Origin of the sequence: Microbacterium sp. NPDC007973, assembly GCF_042958465.1 — a bacterium.
Taxonomy (GTDB): domain Bacteria; phylum Actinomycetota; class Actinomycetes; order Actinomycetales; family Microbacteriaceae; genus Microbacterium; species Microbacterium galbum.
The window spans coordinates 287,548-303,045 of record NZ_JBIBJJ010000001.1 but is presented as its reverse complement, the minus strand read 5'-3'; the positions used below and the strand labels follow the sequence as shown (position 1 = coordinate 303,045).

Below are 15,498 nucleotides of genomic sequence, written 5' to 3'. Positions count from 1 at the left end.
GCCGGGCGACGCCCTCGCGACGGAGTTACTTGCCGAGGCTGAGGAGCACGGGGGCCAGCAGACCCGCGAGCAAACCACCCACGAGGGGGCCGGCGACCGGAACCCACGCGTAACCCCAGTCGCTGGAACCCTTGCCCTTGATGGGGAGGATGGCGTGGGCGATACGGGGGCCGAGGTCACGTGCCGGGTTGATCGCGTAGCCGGTGGGGCCACCGAGCGAGGCGCCGATACCGACGACGAGCAGGGCGACCGGGACGGCGGCGAGTCCGCCGATGCCACCGGGGACGCCGATGTCGGCCACGCCGTAGTCGCTGAAGCCGAAGATCACGAAGACCAGCACGAAGGTCGCGATGACCTCGGTGAGGAAGTTGAAGCCGTAGGAGCGGATCGCGGGGCCGGTCGAGAACACGCCCAGCTTGTTGGCCGGGTCGGGCTCGTCGTCGAAGTGCTGCTTGTACGACGCCCATGCGAGCACGGCGCCGATGATCGCACCGACCATCTGGGCCGCCACGGCCACGAGGAACTGGACGAACGCGATCTTGCCCGCGACGAGCAGACCGATCGAGACGGCGGGGTTCAGCTGCGCACCGGAGTAGGCGGAGACGATCACACCGGCGAACACGGCGAGGCCCCACCCCCAGTTCACCATCAGGAAGCCACCGGCGTTGCCCTTGGTCTTGGCGAGGGCCACGTTGGCGACCACGCCGCAGCCCAAGAGGATGAGCATCGCGGTTCCGACCACCTCCGAGAGGAAGTACAGCCCCAGGTTCACTTCTTGCATGTCGTCATCGACCTTTCTTTTCTCGCCCGGCCACCTTCGGCTCGAGCGGTGATGCGGCTCGGTGTTCCGAACCTATGCGCGTCGTGCGGGCGCGCGACAGGTGGCGCGCCCGCACGTTCTCTCAGATTCGCGCGACCCCGGCCTGAGCCAGGTCGACCCGGTGCGCGGAGCGCAGGATCTCGGTGGTGCGGCTGATCTCGTCGTCGACGCGATCGGCGTCCCAGCCGAGGGGACCCGCCACGGCCTCGGCGACCTCGCGGAGCGTGCGCTCGGTCATGCCGCCGACGAACGCCAGGTGGGTGCGGCGCAGCAGGACGTCGATCAGGTGCACGACCTGCTCGTTCGCCGCGATCCACTCGAGCTCCTCGCGGTAGTACCCGGGGGCGTCCTCGACCGGGGTCGGATCGGCCGGCAGCACGTCGAGGATCGCGTCGGCACGCGTGCCGTAGCGCTCGAGCATGGCATCCACGAGTTCCGCCGAGTGAGCATTCGTGCGCGCCGAGATCCACCGGCGACGCTGCTCGGGCGTCGCGGGGAAGCCGGCGCCGCCGCCGATCGACAGGCCCTGCGTGCTCACGCGGTGCGGGCGACGGAGCTTCTGCAGCGTCTTCATGCTGAGGTGCTCGGCGAGGGCGCGGAAGGTGGTCCACTTGCCGCCCACGAGGCTCATCGCGGGGGTCCCGGCGATCTCGTCCTCGACGATGCGGTAGTCACGCGAGACGAAGCCGGGTGCGGTGTCGTCGTGGCGGGGGAGCGGACGGATGCCGGAGAACGTGTAGACGATCTGCGAGCGGTCGACGCCGACGGTCGGGAAGACGTGGCCGATGAGGTCGAAGAAGTACTCGATCTCATCGTCGGTGCACACGACCGGCTTCGACGGGTCGGCGTCGATGTCGGTGGTGCCGACGAGGACGCGGTCTTTGAGCGGGTAGATGAGGACGATGCGGCCGTCGGAGTGCTCGAAGAAGATTTCGCGTCCCCCGGTCGCGGCGAGCAGTTCGGGGTTGTCGAGCACGATGTGCGAGCCCTTGGTGCCACCCATGAACTGGGTCTTCAGTCCCATGGCCTCGTTGGCCAGGTCGGTCCAGGGGCCCGCGGTGTTCAGGATCACCTTGGACTTCACGGTGAATTCCTCGCCGGACACCTCGTCGCGCACGCGCACGCCGTTCGCGTCGGCGCCGACGGCCGAGACGTAGTTGACCGCCCGCGTGCGCCCGGCGCCCGCCTCGATGCCGTCGCGCAGCACGTCGAGGGCGATGCGCTCGGGATCGTGCATCGACGCGTCGAAGTAGGTGGCCGTGTAAGCGAGGTCGGAGTTGAGCTTGGGCAACTCGGCAAGCGACTTCTTCTTGCCCAGGAACTTGTGACGGGGGACCGATCCGCCGTCGCGCGAGAAGGTGTCGTACATGATGAGGCCGACCTTGATCAGCAGGGCGCCGCGCTCGTTGGGCTTGCCACGTCCGTGCGTCACCAGCAGGCGGAAGGGGGCGGACAGGATGCCGGAGAACGTCTTGTAGATCGGGATCGTCGTCTCGAGCGGCTTGACGTAGTGGGGGGCCGTCTTGAGCAGGTCGTTGCGCTCGGTGACCGCTTCCTTCACGAGACGGAACTCGCCGTTCTCGAGGTACCGGATGCCGCCGTGCACCATGTGGCTGGAGGCGGAGGACGCACCCGACACGAAGTCGCCGCGCTCGACGAGGGCGACGCTGACTCCCTGCAGGGCCAGGTCGCGCAGGGTGGCGAGGCCGTTGATGCCTCCACCGATGATCAGGACGTCGAGGTCTTCGGCGTCGCGGAGCGCCTGGACGTCGGGGCGGAGCGCCGGGACATCCGCGCGGGGCGAAGAAGTGGGGGACGACATGTCGACTGCGACCTTTCGTTGTTGGTACGACGATCAGGATGCGCTCGTCTGCACGTTGTTGCAAGCCCCTTGAACAAACGTGCAGAATGGTGTTCATGAAGGTGTCGAGACGGTGACGACGCAGGCGGAGGAGCGCTCCCGAGACGCGCTGCGCGCGGCTCAGCTGTACTACATGCAGGACCTCACGATGGATGCCATCGCGCACGAGATGCGCGTCTCGCGGTCCTCGGTGTCGCGGTTGCTGCAGCACGCCCGCGACGTGGGGCTCGTCACGATCTCGATCAGTCCGCCCGACGACGCGCGTGGCCAGATGGCGCAACGCATCGCGGACCGCTTCGGCATCACCGCGCACATCGTCCCCACACCCCCGCGCACGTCCGAGGCCGAGCGTCTGGAGCGGACCGCCCTCACCGCGGCGCGCATCCTCGCCGAGCGGGTCGAGTCGTCGATGACGGTCGGGGTGGCCTGGGGATCCACCCTCTCCGCCATGGCGCGCCACGTGCCGCAGAAGGACGTGCACGACACCCATATCGTGCAGATGAACGGTGCCGCGAACGTGCGCACCTCCGGAATCCCCTATGCGGGGGAGATCCTGTCGAAGTTCGGGGCGGCGTGGTCGTCGTCGGTGCACCAATTCCCGGTGCCGGCGCTCTTCGACGATCCGCGCACGAAGCAGGCGATGTGGCGCGAGCGCTCCGTGCGCTCGGTCCTGGAGATCCAGCAGCGCGTCGGTCTGTTCGTCTTCGGACTCGGCTCTCCCCATGCCGACGTGCCCTCGCACGTGTACAGCGGCGATTACTTCGACGAGCGCGACCGCGCGGTGATCGAGCGCGAGGGCGTCGTCGGCGACTGCGCGACGGTGTTCTACCGCGCCGACGGCTCGAGCGACATCCCCGAGCTCAACGCGCGCTCCAGCGGGCCCGATCTCGACACGGTCCGTCGCATCCCCCGGCGCTTCTGCGTCGTGTCGAGCCTGTCGAAGCTCGACGGGCTGCGCGGGGCGCTCGCTGCGGGCTTGGTGACGGAGCTCGTCGTGGAGGAGTCGCTCGCGCGACGCCTGCTCAGCGTCACGCGCTGACCGCGCGACGTCGGGCCGACTCGCGCCGACGGACCCTCAGCGCTCGCCGAAGCCGTCGTCGATGAGCGCGCGCAGCTCATCGAGGGCCTGCTGCGCCTGCGGCCCGGAAGCGCTCACGCGCACGCGCGCCCCCTGCCGCACGCCCAGCGCCATGAGGGCGAGCAGACTGCGCCCCGAGACCTCGTCGCCGCCGGTGTCGAGATCGACGATGCGCACGTCGGCGTCGTAGCGCGACGCCGCCTTCACGAAGGTCGCGGCCGGCCGGGCGTGCAGTCCCGACGGGTTGACGATCTGCGCCTCGAACGACGCCATGTCGGGTTCCGCCGGTCCGGTGTCGGCCGACGGCGCTGTGCTCTGCGTGGTCGGAGGGGATGCCGAGGCGTCGTCGTCGCCGAGCTGGCGCCGCTTCGCGTCGCCCGCCCCGCGCACTTCGGCGGCCACCGCGTCCAGACCGGCCCCGCCGGCGGCCGTGACCACCGCCGCCACCAGACCCTCGACGAACGGAGCGGGGCTGAGCCGCACACGGTCGGGGGCGGAGACGAACTCGAGCGCCGTCTCGGCGCTCAGAAGGGCCGAGCCCAGGTCCATCAGCACGAGCACGCCGTCGCTCGAATCCGCCTCGTCGATCGCGGCGGCGATGGCCACGGCATCCGTTCCGAGGTCGCCGTCGGGTCCGCCCGCGGCCACGCGCACGACGGGGGGTTCGGTCCCGCCCATCTGCAGCGCGAGCTCGACCGCGGCCTCCGCCAGGGCGCGACTGTGCGAGACCGCGACGATGCCGATCACTCGGCGGCCGCCAGGGTGTCGCTCAGGGCCTCGAGCAGCAGCGTCGCCGAGGCGGCGCCCGGGTCGAGGTGTCCGGCACTGCGCTCGCCGAGGTAGCTCGCGCGGCCCTTGCGGGCCACGAGCGGCTCGGTCGCATCACGTCCGCGCGCGGCGGCCTCGGCGGCGGCGCGCGAGACGACGGCAGGTGACGCGTCGTCCCGCGCCGCGGAGTCCCAGGCCTCGAGGGCGGGGGAGAGGGCGTCGATCATGGTCTTGTCGCCGACCTCGGCCTTGCCGCGGGCGATGACGCCCTCGACACCGGCCCGGAGCGCCGCACCGAGGGCTGCGGCGTCCACGGGGTCGGCCTCGGCCAGGGCGGGTCCCATGCGCAGGAAGAGGGTGCCGTAGAGCGGGCCGCTGGCCCCGCCGACCGTGGAGACGAGGGTCATGCCCACCGTCTTGAACAGGTCGGTCGGAGTGGACGGCTCGGGGTCGAGCTTGGCGACCACCGCGTCGAGACCGCGGGCCATGTTGGAGCCGTGGTCGGCGTCTCCGATCTCGGAGTCGAGGCGCGTCAGTTCGTCCTTGTGCTGCTGCACCGCGTCGCGGAAGGCGCGGATCCACGCGACGAGGTCGCCGGTCGTGACGGAGGCGGCGCTCATGCGCCCCACCGCAGGCCGGGGGTGACGACGGGGGCGTCCCACAGGCGCAGCATCTCGTCGTCGGCCTTGACGACCGTCAGCGAGGCGCCCGCCATGTCGAGGCTGGTGATGTAGTCGCCGATGAGCACGCGCTGCACGTCGACCCCCGCCTCGGCGAGGAGCGGCGCGATCTCGCCGTACAGGAGGTACTGCTCGATGAGCGGCGTTGCGCCCAATCCCGACAGCAGCACGATCGCGGGCCCCACCGCGTCGCCGAAGTCGTGCACGATCGGCTCGACCATGAGCTTCGCGACCTCTCGAGCGGATGCCAGCTTCACGCGCGAGCGGCCGGGTTCGCCGTGGATGCCGACACCGACCTCCATCTCGTCGTCGGGGAGGTCGAAGGTGGGGCGACCGGCCGCGGGCACGGTGCAGCTGGTCAGCGCGACGCCCATCGAGCGCCCGGCGGACGAGACGCGGCGCGCGAGCGCGGCGACGGCGGCGAGATCGGCGCCCTCCTCGGCGAGGGCGCCGACGATCTTCTCGAGGACGACGGTGGTTCCCGTGCCGCGGCGGCCGGCGGTCCACGTCGAGTCCTGCACGGCGACGTCGTCGGCGACGACGACGGACTCGACCTGCACGCCCTCGGCGGCGGCGAGCTCGGCGGCCATCTCGAAGTTGAGCACGTCGCCGGTGTAGTTCTTCACGATGTGCAGGACGCCCGCGCCCGAGTCGGCGGCCTGCGTGGCGGCGAGCACCTGGTCGGGGGTGGGGGAGGTGAACACCTCGCCCGCGGCGGCGGCGTCGAGCATGCCGCGTCCGACGAACCCGCCGTGCATCGGCTCGTGCCCGGAGCCCCCGCCCGAGACGAGGGCCACCTTGCCCGCGCGGGTCGGTTCCGCGCGCAGGATGACGCGATTCTCGGCATCCACGCGAAGATCGGGATGAGCCGCCTGGATACCGCGCAGGGCCTCGGCCAGCACATCGCCCGGGTCGTTGACGAACTTCTTCACGATGCCTCCTCGTTGTGGCTCCGACGGTTCGGGCCGTCGGTTTCGACCCTGGTCGTCGGGGGGCGTCGCGTCAAGGGCGAGGAGGCGCATCAGAGGCGTTCGTGCGGCAGGACCTGCTTGATGCGTTCGATGGGGTTCTGCGCCGGGGCCTCGTTGTAGGCGTTCGCGAGCTCCTGGCCGCTCAGGGCGTGGATGGCGGCCATGATCTCGTCGGTGGCGCCGCGTCGCGCGCGCCCCGAGGTCGCGGGACCGTGCGGCGAGAGGTCGAGGGGCTCGCCGAAGCGCACCGTGATCCGCTCGCTCGTGCTGGGGAACTTCGCCCCGACCGGCATCGCCTTGTCGGTGCCGATGAGGCCGACCGGGACCACCGGTGCACCGGTCTGCAACGCCAGGAACGCCACTCCCGTGCGGCCCTTGTAGAGCCGGCCGTCGAGGGAGCGCGTGCCCTCGGGGTAGAGCGCGACGGCGCGACCGTCTTCGAGGAGAACCCGCTGCTGATCGAGGGCGTCGAGGGCCTTCTGCCCGGCCCCGCGCTCGACCGCGATCGCCCCGATGGCGGTGAAGAACTGCCGCGAGGCCCACTTCTCGAAATACGCCGACTTCGCCATGAAGTGCACGGGGCGGGGAGCGGCGACCGGGATGGCGATCGAGTCGATGAACGACAGGTGGTTGCTGGCGAAGATCACCGGACCCGTGCGCGGGACGTTCTCCCGCCCTTCGACGTGCGGGCGGTAGACGGCGCGGGCCAGGGGCGCGATGAGGAATCGTCCGAGTCCGTAGGCCGCGCCCATCTGCTGCGGCGGAGCGGCGGCGGGGGTCTCGGCGGGCAGGTCGGAACTCACTCGACGAGGCTACTAGCCGCCGCATGCCGGGGCGTGCATGGGGCGGCGTGCGTCGCGCACGGCGTCGCCGCCCTCCTCCTCCGCGCTCTCCCAGCCGCGCCAAAGCCGGATGCGCGAGGATGGGGGCTTCCCATCTTCCTCCGAGAGGTCTCCCGTGCGTTTTCGCCCGATCGCTTCCCTGTCCGTCGCCGCCGTCGCGGTGCTGCTGCTGGCCGGATGCTCCGGCTCGTCCACCGACGCGCAGACGCCCGATGCCACGGCGACCCCGGATGCCGGAGCCTGCCAGACGCCGTTCACCGGCGACGTCCCCGCGGGGCTCGAGGTGTCGGGCGACTTCGAGGGCCCTGTCACCGTGACGCGCCCCGATGGTTTCGCCCCCAGCGACATCCAGCGCAGCACCTTGATCGAGGGCAGCGGCGAGGAGATCCAGGCCGGCGACATCGTCAAGGCCAATTACACGGTGATCGACGCCAGCACGGGTGACGTCGTCCTGGACTCGCTGTCGTCCGATCCGTCCGGGATGGACATGATCGTCAACTCCCAGCAGATCTTCGGCGCGGCCGTGTCGTGCGTGCCGGTCGGCTCGCGCACCGTCTCGACCTTCCCCGCCGGCATCCTCGGCGAAGGCTCTCCCGCCTACGTTCTGGTGGCGGACGCGATCGCGGAGCTCCCGACGCGCGCGGACGGCACCGAGGTCGCCCCGGCCGACGGCATGCCGACCGTGACCTTCGCCGACAACGGTGCCCCCACGGTCACCGTTCCGAGCACCCCCGCGCCCACCGAGACGCGCATCGAGAACCTGCGCCAGGGCTCGGGCGACGTGGTCAACCCCGGCGACACCGTCATCGTGCAGTACACGGGCGTGCTCTACGACGGCGGGACCGTCTTCGACTCGAGCTGGGACAAGGGCGCGCCGACCCAGTTCGCGACCACCGCGGTCGTCCCGGGCTTCAAGAAGGCGCTCGAGGGACAGACGGTCGGTTCGCAGGTCGTCGCCGTCATCCCGCCCGCCGACGGGTACGGCGACCAGGAGCAGGGCTCGATCCCGGCGAACTCGACGCTCGTGTTCGTCGTCGACATCCTCGGCGTGCAGCACGCTCCCGCCGCGCAGTAAGCGACGTCCGGTGCGTCGCGCCCCGCACGAACGCGTGCGGCGCGCGACGCCCCGGGGCGGCGGCTCAGTAGGCTGACGGGATGCGCCGCGTCCTCATCCTCGGTTCCACCGGTTCGATCGGCACCCAGGCGCTCGACGTCATCCGCGCCAACGCCGACCGCTTCGAGGTCGTCGGTCTCGCGGCCGGTACCGACCGCGCCGGCGTCGAGGCGCAGGCCGCGGCTTTCGACGTCGAGCACACCGCGCTCGGTGCCGTCGAAGCGGAGCAGCTCGTCCGCGACGTCGACGCCGATGTCGTGCTCAATGGCATCACCGGATCGGTGGGCCTCGGGCCCACCCTCGCGGCCCTCGAGGAGGGCCGCACCCTCGCGCTGGCGAACAAGGAATCGCTGATCGTCGGCGGTGAGCTCGTCACCGCGCTCGCCGCGCCGGGCCAGATCGTCCCCGTCGACTCGGAGCACTCCGCCATCGCCCAGGCGCTGCGCGCGGGAGCGTCGGACGAGGTGCGCCGTCTCGTGCTCACGGCATCCGGGGGTCCGTTCCGCGGGCGTTCGCGCGACGAGCTCGGCGCCGTCACCCCGGCCGAAGCGCTCGCCCATCCCACCTGGGACATGGGCCGGGTGGTGACCACCAACTCGGCGACGCTCGTCAACAAGGGCCTCGAGGTCATCGAGGCGCACCTGCTCTTCGACGTCGCCTACGACCGCATCGCGGTGACCGTGCATCCGCAGTCGATCGTGCACTCCATGGTCGAGTTCGTGGACGGCTCGACGATCGCTCAGGCGTCTCCGCCCGACATGCGGCTGCCGATCTCGCTCGGCCTCGACTGGCCGCGCCGTGTGGGCGGCGTCGGGGCGCCGCTGGATTGGGCCACGGCGTCGCAGTGGACGTTCGAACCGCTCGACGAGAAGGCTTTCGGCTCCGTCGCTCTGGCCAAGCGCGTGGGGCGCGCGGGGGCGACGTTCCCGGCGGTCTTCAACGCGGCGAACGAGCAGGCCGTCGACGCCTTCCACGAGGGCCGGCTGAGCTTCCTCGGCATCGTCGACCTCATCGAGCGCGTGGTCGATCGTCACGAGCCCCCGACGACCCTCACCCGCGAGAGCCTCGCCGAGGCGGAGACGTGGGCGCGCCGTACGGCCGACGAGATCATCGCGTCGCGCTGACGTCCCTCGCCGGATGCGGAGGTCCCTGAGCCTGTCGAAGGGACCGGGGTGACGCGGGTTCCGGTGGCTTCGGCGGGCTCAGCCACCTGGCGTCGGGCAGGGCGTTGCGCGGGTTCCGGTGGCTCCGACGGGCTCGGCCCCCTCGGGGCGGGTGGGAGGCGATGAGCTGCCGTCGCCCGGTCAGGCGGGGAAGTCGACCGGGCGCTCGGGGTCGGACGACGGCGTGCTGTCGGCCGGGTAGGGGACGGGCCACTGCGGGTCGGGCACGGCCCAACCGGCCGCGCGCAGGGCGCGTCGTGACAGCTCGCGGGCCGAGTAGGGCGTGCGGACGCCGCGGACGTCGCGGTAGTCCTGGTGTCCGGGCCCTGCCCACAGGATCGCGTCGCCCTCGCCGACGAGCTTCACGGCCTCGAGGATCGCCCGCTCCGGAGGGGTGAACTCGTGGATCTCGGCGTCGGGTCGCGCGCGCCGCGCGCCCTCGACGAGCACCGCGCGGATGGCATCCGGGTTCTCGTGGCGGGGGTGGTGGTCGGTGACGACGAGGATGTCGCTGCCTTCAACGGCCGTGCGTCCCATGTCGTGGCGCTTGGTCGCGTCGCGGTCGCCGTCGGCGCCGAAGAGCATGACGACCTTTCCCGGCGTGACGCGTCGCACCGCGGCGAGCGTCTTCTCGAACGCGTCGGGGGAATGACCGAAGTCGACGTAGACGGCGGGGCCGTCCGCCCCCGAGACCAGCTGCGTGCGGCCCGGGAGGGCGGCGTCGATCCGCTCGCCGTCGAGGGTGCTGAACAGGTGCTCCCACGTGTAGCCGGTCTCGAGCAGCATGACGATCGCGAGGCCGGCGTTGGCGGCCATGTGGCGACCGATCACGGGCACGACCGTGGTGAGCGAGCGTCCCTTGCCGTCGGACAGTGTGAACTCGGTGCCCTCCTGACGCTCGTCGACGATGTCGACCGTCCAGTCGGCGGATGCCACCGCCGCGGGGTCGTGCGCGATCGCGGGCGTCGCGATGGTCACGACCGGGATCTCGGCGCGCGCCGCGATCTCCGCACCCGCGGGAGAGTCGAGGCACACCACGCCGCGTCGTGCGCGGTCGGGGCGGAACAGCGGCAGCTTGGCCTCGAAGTACTCGCGCATGTCGGCGTAGTCGTCGAGGTGGTCGTGCGTGAGGTTGGTGAACCCGGCGACGTCGAACACCAGCCCGTCGACGCGGTGTCGGGTGAGGGCCTGCGCGCTCACCTCGACGGCGACCGCCTCGACCCCGCGCTCGCGCATGAGCGCGAGCAGGGCGTGGAACTCCGAGGCTTCGGGGGTGGTGAGGCGCGAGACGATCACGTCTCCCGCGATGTGGCGCTCGGCGGTGGAGGACAGGCCCGTCACCACGCCGAGCTGACCGAGGATGCCCTCGAGCAAATGCGAGACGCTCGTCTTGCCGTTGGTCCCCGTGGTCGCCAGCAGGCGGGGGAGGTCGTCATCGGGGCCGGTGCCGTAGACCCATGCCGAGAGGTCGCCCAACAGGGCGCGAGGGTCGTCGACCACGACGATCGGCAACCCGGTGGGGGCGGCGATGTCGGCGCCCGCGTCGTCGGTGATGACCGCGACCGCGCCGCGCTCGGCCGCGGTGGCCGCGAATTCGGCGCCGTGCCGGTTCACTCCGCGGATCGCGACGAAGGCCTCTCCCGCGCGCAGGTCGGCGGTGGCCAGCGTGATGCCGGTCAGGACGGTTCCGTCGACGTCGCCGACCGTGCGCACGCCCCAGCGGCGGGCCAGTTCCGCGAGGTCGCGGCGGGGCGGACGCTCCGGACGGAGGACGGGGGGCAGGTTCGAGGGGGCGTCGCTGGGCATCGCATCCATTGTCGCATCCGGTGCCGCACAGACACCGCATCGCGGCCGCACGGGCCGTTCAAAGGCTGCCGACGGTATCGTCACGAAGGTGACCGCGATCGCCTTCCTCATCGGCGTGCTCGTGCTCGTGATCGGCCTCGCGATCTCGATCGCGCTGCACGAGATCGGGCATCTGCTGCCCGCCAAGCTCTTCGGCGTGCGCGTCGGGCAGTACATGATCGGGTTCGGACCGACACTGTGGTCCAAGCGGATCGGCGAGACCGAGTACGGCTTCAAACTGCTGCCGCTCGGCGGGTTCATCTCGATGGCCGGCATGTATCCGCCGGCGCCCGACGACGCCGAGCCCGGCACCAAGCGCTCGCGCTTCTTCGCCACCATGGTGCAGGACGCCCGCGACGCCAACGCCGAGACGCTCATCGCCGCCGACGACCGCGTCTTCTACAAATTGCCCGTGTACAAGCGCATCATCGTCATGCTCGGCGGCCCGATCATGAACCTCCTGCTGGCGTTCGTGCTGTCGGCCGTCGCCGTGAGCGGCATCGGCATCGCGCAGGGGACGACGACGGTCGCCTCGGTGTCGCAGTGCGTCATCCCGGCCGGCGCCGACCGCTCGGCCTGCGAGGCTAGCGACCCCGTCGCCCCCGCGGCCGCCGCCGGACTGCTGCCGGGGGACACCATCGTCTCGATCGACGGCACCGCGGTGTCCACCTTCGACGAGGCCGCCGCCGTCATCCAGCGCTCGCCGGGTCGGGCCCTGCCCGTCGTGATCCAGCGCGACGGCTCCGAGCAGACGCTCACGATCACGCCCGTGCAGACCGACCGGGCGGTCACCGGTGCCGATGGGCGACCCGTGCTCGATGCGGCCGGACAGCCCGAGTATCAGAGCGTCGGTTTCGCGGGGCTCAGCCCACAGTCCGCGCTCGTGCCGCAGCCCCTCTGGGCGGGGCCCGAGGCGACCATCCAGCAGGTCGGCGCGGTCGCGCAGATCATGACGCAGCTGCCGGTCCGCGTCTACGACACCGCGGTCGACCTCGTCACCGGTCAGCCCCGCGACCCGAACGGCCCCCTGAGCGTCGTCGGCGCCGGACGCCTCGCGGGCGAGTACGCCGCCGTGGACGCGCCGATCGCCGCGCGCGTGCAATCGATCATCGGCCTGCTCGCCGCCCTGAACATCGCCCTGTTCGTCTTCAACCTCATCCCGCTGCTGCCCCTGGACGGCGGGCACGTCGTCGTCGCCCTATGGGACGGCCTCAAGCGCCGGATCGCGCGCCTGCGCGGCACGGTCGCACGCCCGGTGGATGCCACGAAGCTCGTGCCCGTGACCTTCGTCGTCGTCGTGCTGCTGGTGGGCATGGGCGGCGTGCTGTTCCTCGCCGACGTGTTCAATCCGATACAGCTGCTGTGACGCGGGGCCGGTTCGCACGGGCGGGGGCTCTCGTCGTCGTCGTCGTGGCGGCCCTCGCCGTGTCGACCGGCTGCGCCCCGGCATCCGGCTCGCCGTCGACCGGGGGCGCGCTGCGCCTCCCCCCGCAGGGGGCGGGCTTCGACTACCAGCTCGGCGGTCCCTACCCGCCGCCGGACGGGGTCGACATCGTCGTCCGCGATCGCACGGCCCCACCCGCGGGCGCCGGATACGACGTCTGCTACGTCAACGGGTTCCAGACGCAGCCCGAGGATTCGGCGGCCGTCGCCCGGGATCGGCCCGAGCTGCTCGTCGCCGGAGTCGACGGCCCCCTCGTGGATGCCGGATGGCCCGACGAGTACCTCTTCGACACGTCGAGCGAGGCGAGCCGATCACAGCTGGTCGACCTCGTGGGGGAGCAGATCCGCGGCTGCGCCGCCGACGGCTACGCGGCCGTCGAGATCGACAACCTCGACTCGTACACGCGCAGCGATGGCGCACTCACCTGGGGCGACAACCGGTCCCTCGCCGAGGCGTACGTGCGCATCGCCCACGACGCAGGGCTCGCCATCGCGCAGAAGAACACCGCGGAGCACGCCGACGAGCTGGCGGCCGCAGGGTTCGATTTCGCCGTCGCGGAGTCGTGCGCGGCTTTCGCGGAGTGCGACGACTACACCGCCGTCTATCCGGCGGTGCTCGACGTCGAGTACGTCGACGAGACGTCGCAAGACGACTTCCTCGCGGCCTGCGGCGACGCCGATCCGCGCGTGTCGATGATCCGGCGCGACCTGCAGCTGGTCGCGCCGCCGGCATCCGGCCACGTCTTCGAGGCCTGCGCCTCCTGAGCGCGGCGCCCCGGCGTCAGGACGCGTCGGTCAGCGCATGCGCGATGAGCCGCTCGAGCGTCCGCATGCCGTCGCGCGACAGGATCGACTCCAGGTGTCCCTGCACGCTCGCGAAACCGGGACCCTGCAGGGCGTAGACGTCTCCGGTCAGGGGGTCGGCGGCGACGTCGACGTCGAGGGGGGCCACGACCTCGCCCCGGTCGTACGTGATGCTTCGACTGTCGTCGGGGTGCACGCGCGCGGTGAAGGTGTTGTAGAAGCCGATCGAGGCGTCCTCGCCGAACACGTCGACGCTCTTCTGCAGTCCCTGATGCGGGCGATCGAGCGGCGTGAGCTCGATACCGAGGGAGTCGGCCAGGATCTGGTGGCTCAGGCACACGGCGAGAAGGGGGTCGCGCCGAGCGGTCCGGCGTCCGACGACGCCGCGCATGGCCTCCATGCGCGGGGTGTCGTCGCGCGGGTCGCCGGGTCCGGGTCCCGACACCACGAGGTCCGCGGCATCCACCTCGGTGTCCGAGACGTCCGCCCAGTGCACGATGCGGGTGTCGAGCCCGAGGTGGCGCAGCTGGTGGGCGAGCATCGTGGTGAAGCGGTCCTCGGCATCCACGACCAGGGCCGTGCGGCCCGCGAACGGGCCCGATCCGTCGGGGTCCTGCGGGTTCATCCAGAACGGTGCGAGACGGTCGTTGCGGGATGCCAGGAGCTCGGCGATCGCGGGATCCTCCGCGAGCGGTCGGCGCTCGGCCACCGGGGCGTCGGGATCCGCGTCGGCGGGGACGACGGGGACGTCGCGGGGGATCGCGCCGATCGCCCCGAGGACGCCCGCGGCCTTGCCGTGCGTCTCGCCGACCTCGCCGTAGGGGTCGGAGTGGCGCACGAGCGTCGCACCCACGGGTACGCGCAGTTGCCCGTCGACGAGGTACGCCGTGCGGATCAGGATGGGCGCGTCGAGGTCGTGCGTGGGTCCCTCGGCGTTGCCGCTGGGGGTGAACAGCGCCGCGACGCCCGAGTAGTACCCGCGCGGGGTCGTTTCGTGGCGGGCGATCACGGTGCAGGCGTTCTGCATGGGGGAGCCGGTGACGGTGGGGGCGAACATCGTCTCGCGCAGGATGTCGCGGGGGTCGAGGTCGCTGCGCCCGCGCAGCATGTACTCGGTGTGGGTGAGGCGCGACATCTCCTTCAGGTGCGGGCCCGTGATGCGCCCCCCGTCGCTGCACACGGCGCTCATCATCTTGAGCTCTTCGTCGACGACCATGAAGAGCTCCTCGGTCTCCTTCGTCGAGCGCAGGAACTCCGCGAGCGTGTCCGCGGTGGCGCCGCCCGCGGGGTGGCGGAACGTGCCCGAGATGGGGTTCATCGTGACGATGCCGTCCTGGGCGCTCACGTGCGCCTCCGGGCTCGCCCCGACGGCGACGTGCCCCTCGGTGACGATCGCGAAGGTCCAGTACGCGCCCTTCTCGTGCTCGAGCAGCGCGCGGAACCAGGTCAGCGCCGCGGCGCGGGGATCGGCGTCGACGCCCGCGACGAAGTCGCGCCGGATGACGAAGTTCGCCCCCTCGCCGCGACCGATCTCCTCGGCGATCACGCGCCGCACGATGTCGGCGTACTCCTCGTCGCCGATGTCGAACCCGGCATCCGCGAGGTCCACGGGAGCGGAGGGCAGGGATGCCATGACCCCGGCGCGGGGGAGGACGACGCGCTCGCCGATGACGAGGCAGCGCAGCGGAGCGCCGTCGTCGTGACAGACGAACCCGCGCTCGCGCACCTGACGGAACGGCACGAGCGCCAGGACCTCGCGGGCGACGCCGTCGACGTCGGTCAGCGGGATGTCGGCGAGGAGGTCCACGTCGACGACGTCGCCGGTGAGCACCTCGACGGTGGCGTCGTCACCCGCGGCGGGGCCGCGCGCGATGAGCGCGAACGGCGCGGAACCGGCGAGGAGATCGTGGATCAGAGAGGAGGGGTCGGGCCCGGTCATCGAAGTACTTCCGTCTGTGAGCGAGGGTCCTACGCGGCCGCCGAAAACACGAAGACCGCCCGGATCCCGAGGGAGGGCGGTCTGTCGCACGCGTGCTCACCGCCTAGACGGTGGGCCACCAGCTGAATTGCGCGCGCATGGCGCCGAACCTACCACAGGGAGCATTCGCA

Annotated in this window: 13 protein-coding genes; 5 read left to right on the top strand and 8 right to left on the bottom strand. The window is 71.5% G+C overall.

The window, feature by feature from the left end:
- Positions 1-25: 25 nt before the first annotated feature.
- Together ACFZA2_RS01475 and ACFZA2_RS01470 are read right to left on the bottom strand one after the other, a co-directional pair.
- Positions 26-781, bottom strand: coding sequence for an MIP/aquaporin family protein (locus tag ACFZA2_RS01475; RefSeq protein ID WP_315993163.1), 756 nt, complete (start codon positions 779-781; stop codon positions 26-28).
- 121 nt (positions 782-902) lie between these two features.
- The gene (locus ACFZA2_RS01470; RefSeq protein ID WP_391399652.1) at positions 903-2,642 is read right to left on the bottom strand and encodes an FAD-dependent oxidoreductase; all 1,740 of its coding nucleotides are present in this window, start codon (positions 2,640-2,642) and stop codon (positions 903-905) included.
- 112 nt (positions 2,643-2,754) lie between these two features.
- Between ACFZA2_RS01470 and ACFZA2_RS01465 the strand changes: the two genes are divergently transcribed.
- Positions 2,755-3,720: a sugar-binding domain-containing protein gene (locus ACFZA2_RS01465; protein ID WP_315993161.1), complete on the top strand. Its 966-nt coding sequence runs from the start codon at positions 2,755-2,757 to the stop codon at positions 3,718-3,720.
- 36 nt (positions 3,721-3,756) lie between these two features.
- On the opposite strand, the gene dhaM is transcribed toward ACFZA2_RS01465, so the two are convergent.
- From dhaM to ACFZA2_RS01445, 4 genes are all read right to left on the bottom strand, one after another.
- Positions 3,757-4,506, bottom strand: a complete 750-nt coding sequence (dhaM, locus tag ACFZA2_RS01460; protein ID WP_391399649.1) for a dihydroxyacetone kinase phosphoryl donor subunit DhaM — start codon at positions 4,504-4,506, stop codon at positions 3,757-3,759.
- The gene (dhaL, locus tag ACFZA2_RS01455; RefSeq protein ID WP_391399646.1) at positions 4,503-5,147 is read right to left on the bottom strand and encodes a dihydroxyacetone kinase subunit DhaL; all 645 of its coding nucleotides are present in this window, start codon (positions 5,145-5,147) and stop codon (positions 4,503-4,505) included. Before dhaL ends, dhaM begins: the two co-directional genes overlap by 4 nt.
- A complete protein-coding gene (gene dhaK, locus ACFZA2_RS01450) occupies positions 5,144-6,139 on the bottom strand; it encodes a dihydroxyacetone kinase subunit DhaK (RefSeq protein ID WP_391399643.1) in 996 nt (331 codons plus the stop codon). The genes dhaL and dhaK overlap by 4 nt, the downstream gene beginning before the upstream one ends.
- 89 nt (positions 6,140-6,228) lie before the next feature.
- On the bottom strand, positions 6,229-6,930 hold the full coding sequence (locus tag ACFZA2_RS01445; RefSeq protein WP_315994577.1) for a lysophospholipid acyltransferase family protein: 702 nt from the start codon (positions 6,928-6,930) through the stop codon (positions 6,229-6,231).
- 205 nt (positions 6,931-7,135) lie between these two features.
- Between ACFZA2_RS01445 and ACFZA2_RS01440 the strand changes: the two genes are divergently transcribed.
- Both ACFZA2_RS01440 and dxr read left to right on the top strand, forming a co-directional pair.
- Positions 7,136-8,095, top strand: coding sequence for an FKBP-type peptidyl-prolyl cis-trans isomerase (locus ACFZA2_RS01440; protein WP_391399640.1), 960 nt, complete (start codon positions 7,136-7,138; stop codon positions 8,093-8,095).
- An 80-nt stretch (positions 8,096-8,175) separates the two neighbouring features.
- Complete coding sequence (dxr, locus tag ACFZA2_RS01435) at positions 8,176-9,258, top strand: 1-deoxy-D-xylulose-5-phosphate reductoisomerase (RefSeq protein WP_391399637.1); 1,083 nt, start codon at positions 8,176-8,178, stop codon at positions 9,256-9,258.
- Positions 9,259-9,438: 180 nt separating this feature from the next.
- On the opposite strand, the gene ACFZA2_RS01430 is transcribed toward dxr, so the two are convergent.
- A complete protein-coding gene (locus tag ACFZA2_RS01430) occupies positions 9,439-11,103 on the bottom strand; it encodes a Mur ligase family protein (protein ID WP_391399634.1) in 1,665 nt (554 codons plus the stop codon).
- Positions 11,104-11,191: 88 nt separating this feature from the next.
- Here ACFZA2_RS01430 and ACFZA2_RS01425 point away from each other — a divergent pair, with 88 nt between their 5' ends.
- A complete protein-coding gene (locus ACFZA2_RS01425) occupies positions 11,192-12,508 on the top strand; it encodes a M50 family metallopeptidase (protein WP_391399631.1) in 1,317 nt (438 codons plus the stop codon).
- Positions 12,505-13,350, top strand: a complete 846-nt coding sequence (locus ACFZA2_RS01420; RefSeq protein ID WP_391399628.1) for an endo alpha-1,4 polygalactosaminidase — start codon at positions 12,505-12,507, stop codon at positions 13,348-13,350. Before ACFZA2_RS01425 ends, ACFZA2_RS01420 begins: the two co-directional genes overlap by 4 nt.
- Positions 13,351-13,366: 16 nt before the next feature.
- Here the strand turns inward: ACFZA2_RS01420 and ACFZA2_RS01415 are convergent, their stop codons facing one another.
- On the bottom strand, positions 13,367-15,328 hold the full coding sequence (locus tag ACFZA2_RS01415) for a chorismate-binding protein (RefSeq protein WP_391399625.1): 1,962 nt from the start codon (positions 15,326-15,328) through the stop codon (positions 13,367-13,369).
- Between the last annotated feature and the right edge of the window lie 170 nt (positions 15,329-15,498).

Coding starts and splice junctions, on each gene's coding strand:
- dxr (WP_391399637.1), top strand. CDS start 8,176: ATGCGCCGCGTCCTCATCCTCGGTTCCACCGGTTCGATCGGCACCCAG.
- ACFZA2_RS01475 (WP_315993163.1), bottom strand. CDS start 781: ATGCAAGAAGTGAACCTGGGGCTGTACTTCCTCTCGGAGGTGGTCGGA.
- ACFZA2_RS01470 (WP_391399652.1), bottom strand. CDS start 2,642: ATGTCGTCCCCCACTTCTTCGCCCCGCGCGGATGTCCCGGCGCTCCGC.
- ACFZA2_RS01415 (WP_391399625.1), bottom strand. CDS start 15,328: ATGACCGGGCCCGACCCCTCCTCTCTGATCCACGATCTCCTCGCCGGT.
- ACFZA2_RS01430 (WP_391399634.1), bottom strand. CDS start 11,103: ATGCCCAGCGACGCCCCCTCGAACCTGCCCCCCGTCCTCCGTCCGGAG.
- dhaL (WP_391399646.1), bottom strand. CDS start 5,147: ATGAGCGCCGCCTCCGTCACGACCGGCGACCTCGTCGCGTGGATCCGC.
- ACFZA2_RS01445 (WP_315994577.1), bottom strand. CDS start 6,930: ATGGGCGCGGCCTACGGACTCGGACGATTCCTCATCGCGCCCCTGGCC.